Source organism: Nocardioides maradonensis (genome assembly GCF_054777115.1).
This window is the reverse complement of the sequence record NZ_BAAHAZ010000009.1, coordinates 71,680-84,968: the sequence shown is the minus strand read 5'-3', so window position 1 is coordinate 84,968 and position 13,289 is coordinate 71,680. Positions and strand designations below refer to the sequence as shown.

Genomic DNA, 13,289 nt, shown 5'->3' with positions numbered 1-13,289 from the left:
CCGACGCGACCGTGAGGAACCCATGACCAGCTCCGACGCCACCCAGCCCGCCGCGCCCGTCGCCTGGCCGGCCGGCTACCGGTCCGCCGCCAACCTCGGCTTCGACCTGGACGGGGAGGACGTCGCCCTGACGATCGACCCGGGCACCCGCGACCGGCTCTCGGTCATGAGCCACCAGGCGTACGGCGCCCTCACCGGCGTCCCGCGGGTCCTCGACCTGCTGGAGCGCTTCGAGGTGAAGGCGACCTTCTTCGCGCCCGGCTACACCGTCGAGCGCTACCCCGACCTGCTGCGCCGGATCCGCGACGCGGGCCACGAGATCGCCCACCACGGCTACCTGCACGAGGCGATGGCCGGGCTGTCGTACGCCGAGGAGGCCGCGATCATCGATCGCGGCCTCGAGTCGCTCGACAAGGTGCTCGGCGTCCGGCCGACCGGCTACCGGGCGCCGCTGTGGGAGACGTCGTACTCCACCGCCGAGATCCTGCTCGACCGCGGCTTCCTCTACGACTCCAGCCTGATGGACAGCGACCTGCCCTACGAGCTCGCGGAGCGTCCCGGCGACGGCGCCCGGTCGATCGTGGAGATCCCGGTGTCGTGGGCGCTGGACGACTGGGAGCAGTTCGCGTTCGTGCCGAACGTCTTCGGGCCGGGCGTCATCGAGGACCCCGCGAAGGCGCTGTCGATGTGGACCGGCGAGCTCGCCGAGTCGCACCGCTACGAGTCCTGCTTCACGCTCACCGTGCACCCGTTCCTCAGCGGCCGGCTCGGCCGGCTCCGCGCCCTTGAGCAGCTGCTCGAGACGATGTCCGCGATGCCCGACCTCTGGGTCGCGACGTGCGCGGAGATCGCCGGGCACGTGCGGGGTCTCGACCTCGTCCCGCGGGTCTTCCCGCAGCCGGAGATCCCCGGCACCTGAGCGCCAGAGGGGTCGCACCGTAGGGCGATGTCGGCCGTGCGTCGTTCCAGCACGCACCTGAGCACCTTCTCCTCGGTCGCCGTGCCTCCGGCACGGCTCCCTCGTCGGCGGCGCTCATGCACGCACTGGAACGACGCACGATTCGACAGCCCCTACCGGTGCGACCCCTATCCTCGGCCCATGGCGATCACCGTCGCGGACCTCCTCGAGATGCCGCACCTCCGGCTGCGGCTGGTCTCCGGTGACGAAGGCGTACGACGTGCGGTGTCGTGGACCCACGTCTCCGACCTGCCCGAGCCCTGGCGCTGGCTCACCGGCGGGGAGCTGCTGCTGACCAACGGCATGTCGTTCCCGGCCGACGGCGCCGAGCAGCGGGCGCTCATCGAGAAGCTCGACGAGGCGGGCGCCAGCGCCCTCGCGATCGGCGAGCAGATGTACTGCCCGCCGCTGACCGAGGAGCTGCTCGAGACGAGCCGGCGGCTCGGGCTGAGCGTGCTGGCCGTCGAGTTCCCGATGCCGTTCGTCGCCATCTCGCAGGCCGTGGCGGCGGCGAACCTGCTCGAGCAGTCCGACCGCCTCGTGCGGACCGAGAAGATCTACCGCACCGTGCAGCGGATGGTGGGCACGCACGACACCGCGTCGGTGCTGCGCGAGCCTCTCGCCCAGGTTCTCGGGTGCGAGGTGCACATCTGCCACCGGGCGTCGGGCGAGCCCTGGTACCCCGAGGACCCCCGCTTCGACGCCGTGCTCGCGGCCGCCCTCCACGAGATCACGCGCCGGGAGGCCGACCTGCGGGCGGGCGCGCTCGTCGTACCGCTGCCGGACGGTCGCGACCTCCGCCTGGTCGACATCCCCACCCAGCAGGGCGCGCTGATGGCCCTGGTGTCGCAGGGGCGCAACCCGGTCGACGCCATCCTCATGCAGCACGCCGTCACGGTGCTCGCTCTCGAGCTGTCCCAGAGCGTCGTCGCCGTCGAGCACCGTCGCCGGCTCGGCGCCGAGCTGCTGTCCCAGCTCGTCGAGGGCAGGGCCGAGGAACGGGCCGCGCGCCGTCAGCTGAAGGCCGTCGGGATCGCCACCGCCTCGGCCCGCCTGTACGCCGTGAGCGGGGGCGACGTCAGCCGGCTGCGGGACGCCCACGTGGCGCTGTGGAGGGGAGGGATCGCCCACGTGGCGACGTACCGGGCGGGGGTGCTGTACGTCCTCGCCGCCGCGACCGCGGACGTGCACGACGTCCTCCGGGCGGACCTGGGTGCCCAGGTGCTGGTCGGCGTGAGCGCGCCCCTGCGCAGCACGGACCGCGCGCCCGAGGCGCTGCGTGAGTCGGCGTGGGCGCTGCGCGCAGCCGAGGGCTCGCTCTCCCGCACCTTCCACTACGGGGAGGCGACCCCGTTCATCGGCGTCGGCGGCATCGACGACGCGGCCGCGCTCGCCTCGCGGGTCCTCGGACCGCTCGTCGAGTACGAGCGCGCGCACGACACCCCGCTGCTCGCGACGCTCGACGCCTTCCTCGGTCACCAGCGTTCCTGGCAGAAGACCGCCGACGCCCTGCGGGTGCACCGGCAGACGGTGCTGTACCGGATCCGGAAGGTCGAGGAGATCACCGGCCGCAGCACCAGCGAGACCGCCGACATCGCCGAGCTGTGGCTCGCGCTGCGGGCGCAGTCGCTGCTGGACCCGGGCGCGGGCGGGCGCTGACCGGTCCAGAAACTGACCTTGTGCAATCGCACAAGGTCTCTCGTGCCATCTGTTGCGAATGGGGGGCAGCGCTGTGACCTGGGTCGCAGGCACGCTGGAGGCATCCCCAAGGCCCCGAGCAGCGCGGAAGAAGGAACAGTGAACCAGCAGACAACGGTCGCTGACGCGGACGTCCTGATCGTCGGGGCCGGCCCCTCGGGTGCCGTCGCGGCGTACGAGCTGGCCCGCAAGGGATTCAAGGTCGTGTGCCTCGAGCAGGGCGACTGGAACCTGCCCGACGACTTCACCGGCGACAAGCCGCAGTGGGAGCTCGCGCGGCTCAAGAAGTGGAGCCCCAACCCCAACACCCGGGGCAACGAGGCGGACTACCCGATCAACACCGAGAACAGCCCGATGGAGCCGTTGATGTTCAACGGCGTCGGCGGCAGCAGCATCCTGTACTCGGGCCACTGGGTCCGGGCGCTGCCTTCGGACTTCCGGGTGAAGACGCTGGACGGCGTCGCCGAGGACTGGCCGTTCACCTACGAGGACCTGCGCCCGTTCTACGACGAGGTGACCCACCACATCGGCGCGTCCGGGCTGGAGGGCGACCCGTCGTACCCCGACGCGCACACCTTCCCGCTGCCGCCGCTGCCCATCGGCAAGGCCGGCCTGCGCGCCGCCCGCGGCATGGACAAGCTCGGCTGGCACTGGTGGCCGGCGCCCAACGCGATCTCCTCGCGCGCCTTCCGCAACCGCCCGGCGTGCCAGCGCTTCGGTGCCTGCGAGTCCGGCTGCCCGGCCGGCGCGAAGGCGAGCGCCGACCTCACCTACTGGCCGGACGCGATCGCCGCGGGCGCGGTGCTCATCACCGGCGCCCGGGTCAGCAAGCTGACGCTCAACGAGGCCGGGCTGGTGTCGGGGGCGGAGTTCATCGACCGCACCGGCACCTGGCGGCACCAGGCCGCCGGCATCACCATCCTCGCCGCGAACGGCCTGGGTACGCCGCGGATCCTGCTCAACTCCGCCACCGCCGGCCACACCGACGGCCTCGCGAACTCCTCGGGCCTGGTCGGCAAGCGGCTGATGATCCACCCCTACGCCTCCGTCTACGGCTCGTACGACGAGGACCTGGAGAGCCACCTGGGCCCGGCCGGCCAGTCGCTGCAGTCCCTGGAGTTCTACGAGACCGACGAGTCGCGCGGCTTCGTGCGCGGCGGCAAGTGGAACCTGATGCCGACCCCGGGTGCGCTCAACCGGGTCCTGTGGGAGCCCGGCACGCCCTGGCGGGACGGCTTCGGCGACAACTTCCACCAGCGCCTGAGCAGCACCTTCGGCCGCACCCTGGAGTGGGGCATCACCACCGAGGACCTGCCCGACGAGGCCAACGAGGTGATCCTCGACGCCACGCTCACCGACTCCGACGGCATCCCGGCGCCGAGGATCAACTACCGGATCGGCGAGAACAACCAGAAGCTCCTCGACTTCCACATCGCGCGGGCAGTCGAGGCCCACGAGGCCGCCGGCGCCACCAACATCGAGGTGGTCCCGGTCGTGCGGGACAGCGGCTGGCACCTGCTCGGCAGCGCCCGGATGGGGGAGGACCGCTCCGACTCGGTGGTCGACCAGTGGGGGCGGTCGCACGACATCGCGAACCTGTTCGTCCTCGACGGCAGCAACTTCGTCACCTCGACCGGCGTGAACCCGACGGCCACGATCATGGCGATCGCCCTGCGTGCCGCCCGCCACCTCGCCGACAACCGCCACAACCAGGCCTCGGCCTCCTGACCCACGGCACGGAAGGACATCTGATGCTCGACACCACCGACCGCGACCGGCTCGCCGTCCTGGCCGACGTGCTCATCCCGGGCTCCGCCAGCTTCCCGTCGGCGTCCGCCGCCGGCGTCTCGGCGGACCTCATCGACCGGGTCCTCGGCTTCCGGCCCGACCTCGACGCCGACCTGCAGCGGGCCCTCCGGGTCGCCGCGGACCTCGATGCCGAGGCCGCGCTCGACGCGCTGGCGACCGGCCACCCGGCGCTGTTCGAGGCCCTCACCACCCTGGTGTCCGGCGCCTACTTCCAGAGCCCGCAGGTCCAGGCCGCGCTCAACTACCGGCCCGCTCCGCGCCAGGCCAACGACGACATCGACTCCTACGTCGACCTGCTCGAGGTCGTCGTCGAGCGCGGCTTCGACATCCACGGGGCGGACCTCGCATGAGCGGCGGCGTTCCGGTTCTGGCGCACTTCGTCGACGGTGGAGCCTGGGAAGGGTCGGGCCCGGCGACCCAGGAGGTCGTCGACCCGTCGACCGGCGAGGTCATCGCCCTGGCGCGTCGCGGCACGACCGAGGACGTGGACCGGGCCGTGACCGCGGCCCGTCGCGCGGCGGCCGAGTGGCGCCGGCGTACGCCGAAGGACCGCGCCGACGCGCTGCTCGCGGTCGCGTCCGTGCTCGAGGCGAATGCCGCCGAGCTGATCGAGCTCGAGTCCCGCAACGCGGGCAAGCCTCTCGGGCTCGCCGGCGACGACGTCGCCGGCACCGTCGACACCTTCCGCTTCATGGCCGGCGCGGTCCGGTCGCAGCAGAGCCTCGCCGCCGGTCAGTACGTCGAGGGCAGCACCTCGATGATCCTGCGCGAGCCGGTCGGCGTGGTCGGTGCCATCACGCCGTGGAACTACCCGTTGCTGATGGCCGCCTGGAAGCTGGCGCCGATCCTCGCCGCGGGCAACACCTGCGTGCTCAAGCCCTCCGAGCAGACCCCGCTGAGCACCCTGCGCCTCGCCGAGCTGGTGGCCGACGTGCTGCCGGCGGGCGTGCTCAACGTCGTGACCGGAGACGGCGCCGTGGTCGGTGCCGCGATCTCCACGCACCCCGGCATCGACCTGGTGTCGGTGACCGGCAGCGTCCGCAGCGGTCGCGCGGTGGCGGTGGCCGCCGCGACCGGCCTGAAGCGGGTGCACCTCGAGCTCGGCGGCAAGGCGCCGGTCCTGGTCTTCGCCGACGCCGACCTCGACGCGGTCGCCGACGGCGTCGTGTTCGCCGGCTTCGGCAACTCGGGCCAGGACTGCGGGGCCGCCTGCCGCGTCCTGGTCGACGCGGCGGTCCACGACGACCTGGTCGCCCGGCTGGTCAAGCGCGTCGAGCAGCTGCCGGTCGGTGCCCCGACCGAGGGCGACCACATCGAGATGGGACCGCTCGTCTCCCGCGAGCACCGCGACCGCGTGGTCGCCGCGCTCGAGCAGGCGTACGCCGACGGGGCGCGTGCCGCGACCGGCGGTCACGCCGTCGACCGGCCCGGCTTCTTCGTCGAGCCGACCGTCCTGGTCGACATCCCGGCAGGCGCCGCCTGCACGACCGCGGAGATCTTCGGCCCGGTCGTCACCGTGGAGACCTTCACCGACGAGGACGCCGCCGTCGCCGCGGCCAACGCCACGCCGTACGGGCTCTCCGCCTCGGTGTGGACCGAGAACGTCCGCCGTGCCGCGGACCTGCCCGGCCGTCTCGACTTCGGGACGGTCTGGGTCAACGACCACCTCGCCTTCGCCACGGAGATGCCGTGGGGCGGCTTCAAGTCCTCGGGCTACGGCCGCGACCTGTCGGCGTACGCGCTCGACGACTACTCCCGGACCAAGCACGTCATGGTCAAGCACTGACCACCAGCAGACAAGGAACAGCACCATGTCGCAGGACACCAAGCTCGTCGAAGGACTGACGATCCAACCGGTGCCGGAGTCCGAGCGGACCGGCAACGTCCGGCACCTCTTCTCCTTCTGGTTCACCGTGCAGATCATCCCGCTCGCGGTCGTCACCGGACTCCTGGGCCCGACCGTCTTCGGCCTCGACGTCACCTCGACGATCATCGCGATCGTCTGTGGCAGCGTCGTCGGAGCCGTCTTCATGGCTTTGCACTCCGCACAGGGCTCGAAGCTCGGCGTCCCGCAGATGATCCAGGCCCGCGCGCAGTTCGGCATGTACGGATCGGTCCCGATCACGGTGATCGTGATCCTGATCTACGTCGGCTGGATCGTGGCCCTGATGGTGCTCGCGCAGCAGACGCTGAGCGCGGTCTGGACCGGCCTCGGGCACACGCCCGGACTGCTGCTGAGCACCGCGCTCACGCTGCTCGCGGTCGTCGTCGGCTACCAGCTGATCCTGCGGTTCAACCGGGTGATGGTCTTCATCTCCGGCCTGGCCCTGGTCCTCACCCTCGTCTACACGATCCACGAGGCCAGCGGCGGCAGCGCGGCCGCCGGCGACACCGGCACCTTCACCTGGGCCGGGTTCCTCGGCATGGCGTCCGTCGTCGGTGTGTGGCAGCTGTCGTACGCGCCGTACGTCTCGGACTACTCGCGCTACCTGCCCTCGGCCACCACCACCCGCGCGGCGTTCTGGTACACCTACGCGGGCACCGTGCTCGGCGTCATCGGGTCGATGGCCGTGGGCGCCTACCTCGTCGCCGGACTCGGCGCGGACGGCACGCTCGCGGACCTCGACAACGTCATGCCGCACGCCGTGTTCGTGTTCGTGATGCTCGCGTTCTTCCTGGGCGCCATCGACGCCGGCGTGATCAACATGTACGGCTCGGCGCTCTGCATGCTGACGACCATCCAGACGTTCAAGCTGAGCTGGGTGCCCAAGCCCTCGGCCCGCCGGTTCACCGCCGTGGCGCTCGCGGTCGCGGTCTTCGTGGTGTCGACCACCGTGTCGGACTCCTTCATGACCGACTACACGAACTTCATCCTGGTCCTGGCCTACCTGCTGGTGCCGTGGAGCATCATCAACCTCGTCGACTACTACCTGGTCCACAAGGGCGACTACGACCCGGACTCGTTCAGCGACCCGCGGAGCGGCTACGGCCACTTCAACGTCCCGGCGCTGCTCAGCTACGTCCTGGGCTGCCTGACCCAGATCCCGTTCATGTCGACGACGCTGTACGTCGGGCCGATCGCCAAGCAGACCGGCGCCGTCGACACCTCCTGGATCGTCGGCAGCATCGCGACCTTCTTCATCTACCTCGGCCTGCTCAAGCTGCTGCGCCGGCCGGCGCCCGCGCTCGCCGCCGCCACCCTCACCCCCGAAACGGAGATCTCGGCATGACCACCTACGCCCCCGTCGGCGCCCTCGACGCGACCATCGTCCCGCGGTTCGCCGGTCCGGGCACCTTCGCCCGGATCCCCACGATCGAGTCCGTCACGGACTACGACATTGCGGTCCTGGGCGTGCCCTTCGACGGCGGTACGTCGTACCGGCCCGGCGCGCGCTTCGGCCCGATGGGCGTCCGTCAGGCCTCGCGGCACCTGCGCCCGCGGTTCCACGTCGACCTCGACGTCGCGCCGCTGGAGCAGGTCCAGGTCGTCGACGCGGGTGATGTGCCGTGCACGCCGTACTCCATCGACATGGCGATGCAGCAGATCGAGGGCTATGCCCGCGAGGTCGTCGGCAACGGCAACCGCCGGCTCGTCACCATCGGCGGCGACCACACCATCGCGCTGCCGATGCTGAAGGCGGCTCACGCGAAGCACGGTCCGATCGCGCTGGTCCACTTCGACGCGCACCTCGACACCTGGGACACCTACTTCGACGCCCCCACCACGCACGGCACGGTGTTCCGCCGGGCGTTCGAGGAGGGCCTGCTGGCCGAGGACAAGTCGATCCACGTCGGCATCCGTGGCCCGATCTACGACAAGCTCGACCTCGTCGACGACAAGTCGTTCGGGTTCCAGGTGATCCGCGCCGGCGACATCGACGTGATGGGCGTGGAGACCGCCGTCGACGTCGTACGCCGCCGGGTCGGTGACGCCCCCGTGTACCTGTCGATCGACATCGACGTGCTCGACCCGGCATTCGCTCCCGGCACCGGGACGCCCGAGATGGGTGGCCTCACCAGCCGTGAGCTGCTCCGGGTGCTGCGCTCGCTGGACGGGCTCAACATCATCGGCGGCGACGTGGTCGAGGTGGCGCCGGCGTACGACCACGCGGAGATCACCTGCGTGGCAGCCGCTACCGTTGCCTTCGACCTCGTCACCCTGATGAGCAAGACGCCGGCCCGGGTCTGACCCCGCGGCCGAGCGCCACCACAACTGAAGAAGCCGTTCGAAGCGCCAGCAGGAGAGACCCCGCCCGTCCGGGCGGGGCGCCGTAGGAGCAACTCTCCCCGAGAAACTCTCAGGCACCGTCACTGCTCGCGCCAGGCGACTCTGGAAAGTCAGGACCCATCGTCCTGCGCCCAAGGTGCAAGCCGCTGCCGCGGTGAAGCTCTCAGGTACCGATGACAGAGCGGGGAGGCAACCAGCCAGCGGGCGCACACGCGCCCACGACGACGGGAGCCTTCCGTGACCTCACCGACCCCTGCCCACCCCAGCCCCTCGACGGCCTTCGCCGACCGGCACATCGGCCCCGGCGCCGGCGACGAGGCGAAGATGCTCGCCGAGCTGGGCTACGCCTCGCGCGCCGACCTCGTCGCCGCGGCCGTCCCCGACAGCATCGTCTCGGCGCGGCCGCTCGACCTGCCGCCGGCCGCGACCGAGACCGAGGCGCTGGCCGAGCTCGCCGCCCTGGCCGGCCGCAACGAGGTCGGTGTGTCGATGATCGGCTGCGGCTACCACCCGACGATCACCCCCGGCGTGATCCGCCGCAACGTGCTCGAGGACCCGGCCTGGTACACCGCGTACACGCCGTACCAGCCGGAGATCAGCCAGGGCCGGCTCGAGGCCCTCATCAACTTCCAGACTGTCGTCGGCGACCTCACCGGCCTGCCCACCGCGAACGCCTCGCTGCTCGACGAGGCGACTGCCGTGGTCGAGGCGATCCTGCTCATGCGGCGGGCGGGTCGGTCGGCGTCGAACCGGGTGCTGGTGGACGCCGACACGTTCCCGCAGACGCTGGCGGTGCTCGGCACGCGCGCAGACGCGGTCGGTCTCGAGGTCGAGCTCGTCGACCTCGACCAGCCGCTGCCGGAGGGGGACTTCTTCGGGCTGTTCGCGTCCTACCCGGGCTGCTCGGGGGAGGTCCGCGACCTGCGCGCGGTCACCGCGGAGGCCCATGCGCGCGGCGCCGCGGTCACGGTCGCCTGCGACCTGCTCGCCCTGACCCTGCTGACCTCGCCGGGTGAGATCGGTGTCGACGTCGCTGTGGGCACCACCCAGCGCTTCGGTGTCCCGATGTTCTACGGCGGCCCGCACGCGGCCTTCATCGCGGTGCGCGACGGGCTCGAGCGGCACCTGCCCGGGCGCCTGGTCGGCGTCTCGATCGACGCGGCCGGGGACCCGGCGTACCGGCTCGCGCTGCAGACCCGCGAGCAGCACATCCGCCGCGACAAGGCGACTTCCAACATCTGCACCGCGCAGGTGCTGCTCGCCGTCACCGCGAGCATGTACGCCGTACACCACGGCCCGGACGGGCTGCGTGCCATCGCGGAGCGGGTCCAGGCCCACACGGCCGAGCTCGCGCGGCGCCTCGCCGCCCGCGGTGTACGCCGCACCAACCGGCTGTTCTTCGACACGCTGACCCTCGAGGTCGCCGACGCCGCGGCCTGCGTGGCGCGCGCGCACGAGGCCGGCGTGCTGCTGCGTCTCGTCGACGAGACCCACGTGGGCGTGGCCTGCTCGGAGATCACCACCGAGGCCCACCTCGAGGTCGTGGTGGCGGCGCTCGCGCAGGGGGCGGGTGTGGCCGCCGAGGATGCCGAGCTGCCGGCCGGGCTGCGCCGGACCACGGCGTACCTCGAGCACCCGGTGTTCCACCGGTACCGCTCGGAGACGGCGATGCTGCGCTACCTGCGGGCCCTGTCGGACAAGGACTACGCGCTCGACCGGGGCATGATCCCGCTCGGCTCCTGCACGATGAAGCTCAACGCGACCTCCGAGATGGAGCCGATCTCGTGGCCCGGGTTCGCCGACGTGCACCCGCTCGCCCCGCTCGAGGACGTCGCCGGCTACCGCGAGCTCGTCGAGCAGCTCGAGGCGTGGCTGGCCGAGATCACCGGCTACGCCGCGGTCTCGATCCAGCCCAACGCCGGCTCGCAGGGCGAGCTCGCCGGGCTGCTGGCGATCCGCTCCTACCACCGTGACCGCGGTGAGGACCGCGACGTGTGCCTGATCCCCGCCAGCGCTCACGGCACGAACGCCGCCTCGGCGGTGCTCGCCGGGTTCCGGGTCGTCGTCGTGGCCTCGCGCGAGGACGGCACCGTCGACCTCGACGACCTGACCGCGAAGTGCGAGGAGCACAGCGAGCGGCTCGCGGCGATCATGGTCACCTACCCCTCGACGCACGGCGTGTACGAGACCGGCATCACCGACCTGTGCGACCTGGTCCACCGCCACGGCGGTCAGGTGTACGTCGACGGTGCGAACCTCAACGCCCTCGTCGGCATCGCCCGGCCCGGTGAGTTCGGCGGCGACGTCTCGCACCTCAACCTGCACAAGACCTTCGCGATCCCGCACGGCGGCGGAGGTCCCGGGGTCGGTCCGGTGGCGGTCGCGGCGCACCTGGCGCCGTACCTGCCGAGCCACCCGCTGCACCCCGTGCCCGAGCAGCGCGCCGGCATCGGCCCGGTCAGCGCGGCGCCGTACGGCTCGACCGGGGTGCTGCCGATCGCCTGGGCCTACATCCGGATGATGGGTGCCGACGGCCTGCGTCGCGCCACCGAGACCGCGGTGCTCAGCGCGAACTACCTGGCGCGCCGGCTGGCTCCGCACTTCCCGCTGCTCTATACCGGCGAGAACGGCCTGGTCGCGCACGAGTGCATCCTCGACATCCGGCCGCTGACCGCGGCCACCGGCGTCACCGTCGACGACGTCGCGAAGCGGCTGATCGACCACGGCTTCCACGCACCGACGATGAGCTTCCCGGTGCCGGGCACGCTGATGATCGAGCCGACCGAGTCCGAGGACCTCGCCGAGATCGACCGCTTCGTGGCTGCCATGGTCGCGATCCGCGCCGAGATCGAGGACGTCGCCGCCGGCCGCTGGTCGGCCGCGGAGAGCCCGCTCCGGCACGCCCCGCACACGGCCGCCTGCCTGGTCGGCGAGTGGACGGCGGCGTACTCCCGCGAGGAGGCGGTCTTCCCCTCGGGGGTCACGGCCGGCAAGTACTGGCCGCCCGTCCGCCGCATCGAGCAGGCGTACGGCGACCGCAACCTCGTCTGCTCCTGCCCGCCGCTCACCGCCTTCGAGAACTGAGGAACCCCGCATGTCGCGACTCACCGCCCTGCACGCCGTCCACACCGAGCTGGGGGCCAGCTTCACCGACTTCGCCGGCTGGCAGATGCCGGTCCGCTACGGCTCCGAGATCGCCGAGCACCAGGCGGTCCGCACGACCGCCGGGCTGTTCGACCTCAGCCACATGGGCGAGCTGGAGGTCACCGGTCCGGCCGCCGCGGCCGCGCTCGACCACGCGCTCGTCGGCAGGCCGTCGGCCATCGGTGTCGGCAAGGCCCGCTACCAGATGATCTGCGCGCCCGACGGCGGCATCATCGACGACCTCGTCGTCTACCGGCTCGACGAGGAGCACTTCCTCGTGGTCGTCAACGCCAGCAACGTCGAGCCGGTCGTCGAGGCGCTGCGGGAGCGGGTGGCGGCGTACGACGCGACCCTGCGCGACGCCTCCGAGGAGTGGGCGCTCATCGCGATCCAGGGGCCGGTCTCGGCGCGGGTCCTGCAGCGGCTCACCGACCTGGACCTGACCGGGCTGAAGTACTACACGATCGCGACCGGCAAGGTCGCCGGCGAGCCCGTCCACCTGGCCCGCACCGGCTACACCGGCGAGGACGGCTTCGAGATCTACTGCCGGCCCGACGTCGCGGCCGGCCTGTGGACGGCGCTGAGCGAGGCGGGCGCCGAGGACGGGCTGCTCCCCGCCGGTCTCGCGTGCCGCGACACCCTTCGGCTCGAGGCCGGCATGCCGCTCTACGGCCACGAGCTCTCGCGCGACATCACCCCGTTCGAGGCCGGCCTGCACCGGGTCATCGCCTTCGACAAGCCGGCAGGATTCGTCGGCGACACCGCTCTCGCGGCCCGCCGCGACGAGGGCGCACGCAGCGCCCTGGTCGGGCTGGTGCTGGAGGGGCGGCGCTCGCCGCGGGCCGGGTACGCCGTGCTCGACCCGGCGACCGGTTCGCCGATCGGCACCGTGACCAGCGGCGCGCCGTCACCGACCCTCGGGCACGCGATCGCCATCGCCGCCGTACCCGTCGGGATCGGGCCGGGCGACACCGTCGACGTCGACCTGCGCGGGACGGCCACGCCGGCGCGGGTCGTCGCCCTGCCGTTCTACAAGCGTCCCGCCTGATCCCCTCACCTCTCACCTCAGGAGTCCGATCATGACCGTTCCCAGCAACCTCCAGTACACCGCCGAGCACGAGTGGCTCACCATCACCGACGGCATCGCGACCGTCGGCATCACCGCCTTCGCCGCCGACGCGCTCGGTGACGTCGTGTACGTCGATCTGCCCGACGTCGGCACGACCGTGACCGCCGGCGAGGCGTGCGGCGAGCTCGAGTCGACCAAGTCGGTCAGCGACCTCTACTCGCCGGTCGACGGTGAGGTCGTCGAGGTCAACCCGGCCGTCGACGAGGCGCCGGACCTGCTCAACCAGGGCCCGTACGACGCGTGGCTGCTGAAGATCCGCGTCACCGGCGAGCCGGCGCTGCTCGACGCGGCGGCGTACGAGCAGCTCATCGCGAGCGCCTGAC

At 71.9% G+C, this 13,289-nt stretch carries 10 protein-coding genes and 2 riboswitches; all 10 genes read left to right on the top strand.

What is annotated here, in order from left to right:
- Nucleotides 1-22 precede the first annotated feature (22 nt).
- Complete coding sequence (locus ACYVAQ_RS12445; protein ID WP_460789921.1) at nt 23-919, top strand: polysaccharide deacetylase family protein; 897 nt, start codon at nt 23-25, stop codon at nt 917-919.
- A 180-nt stretch (nt 920-1,099) separates the two neighbouring features.
- Nucleotides 1,100-2,617 (top strand): PucR family transcriptional regulator, encoded by a 1,518-nt coding sequence (locus ACYVAQ_RS12440; protein ID WP_460789918.1) that lies wholly within the window; start codon nt 1,100-1,102, stop codon nt 2,615-2,617.
- 138 nt (nt 2,618-2,755) lie between these two features.
- Nucleotides 2,756-4,384, top strand: coding sequence for a GMC family oxidoreductase (locus ACYVAQ_RS12435; RefSeq protein ID WP_460789917.1), 1,629 nt, complete (start codon nt 2,756-2,758; stop codon nt 4,382-4,384).
- 23 nt (nt 4,385-4,407) lie between these two features.
- The gene (locus ACYVAQ_RS12430; protein ID WP_460789915.1) at nt 4,408-4,815 is read left to right on the top strand and encodes a hypothetical protein; all 408 of its coding nucleotides are present in this window, start codon (nt 4,408-4,410) and stop codon (nt 4,813-4,815) included.
- Nucleotides 4,812-6,251 (top strand): aminobutyraldehyde dehydrogenase, encoded by a 1,440-nt coding sequence (locus tag ACYVAQ_RS12425; protein WP_460789913.1) that lies wholly within the window; start codon nt 4,812-4,814, stop codon nt 6,249-6,251. The genes ACYVAQ_RS12430 and ACYVAQ_RS12425 overlap by 4 nt, the downstream gene beginning before the upstream one ends.
- A 25-nt stretch (nt 6,252-6,276) precedes the next feature.
- Nucleotides 6,277-7,695 carry a purine-cytosine permease family protein gene (locus ACYVAQ_RS12420; protein ID WP_460789911.1) on the top strand — a complete coding sequence of 473 codons (1,419 nt, stop codon included), beginning with the start codon at nt 6,277-6,279 and terminating at the stop codon, nt 7,693-7,695.
- Complete coding sequence (gene speB / locus ACYVAQ_RS12415) at nt 7,692-8,654, top strand: agmatinase (RefSeq protein WP_460789909.1); 963 nt, start codon at nt 7,692-7,694, stop codon at nt 8,652-8,654. Before ACYVAQ_RS12420 ends, speB begins: the two co-directional genes overlap by 4 nt.
- 39 nt (nt 8,655-8,693) lie before the next feature.
- Nucleotides 8,694-8,789: riboswitch (glycine riboswitch) on the top strand.
- A riboswitch (glycine riboswitch) is annotated at nt 8,790-8,883 on the top strand. It abuts the riboswitch before it with no gap.
- Nucleotides 8,884-8,930: 47 nt separating this feature from the next.
- The gene (gene gcvP / locus ACYVAQ_RS12410) at nt 8,931-11,777 is read left to right on the top strand and encodes an aminomethyl-transferring glycine dehydrogenase (RefSeq protein WP_460789907.1); all 2,847 of its coding nucleotides are present in this window, start codon (nt 8,931-8,933) and stop codon (nt 11,775-11,777) included.
- Nucleotides 11,778-11,787: 10 nt separating this feature from the next.
- Nucleotides 11,788-12,885 carry a glycine cleavage system aminomethyltransferase GcvT gene (gcvT, locus tag ACYVAQ_RS12405; RefSeq protein WP_460789905.1) on the top strand — a complete coding sequence of 366 codons (1,098 nt, stop codon included), beginning with the start codon at nt 11,788-11,790 and terminating at the stop codon, nt 12,883-12,885.
- A 31-nt stretch (nt 12,886-12,916) separates the two neighbouring features.
- Nucleotides 12,917-13,288 (top strand): glycine cleavage system protein GcvH, encoded by a 372-nt coding sequence (gcvH, locus tag ACYVAQ_RS12400; protein WP_460789904.1) that lies wholly within the window; start codon nt 12,917-12,919, stop codon nt 13,286-13,288.
- The last annotated feature ends 1 nt before the right edge of the window (nt 13,289 follow it).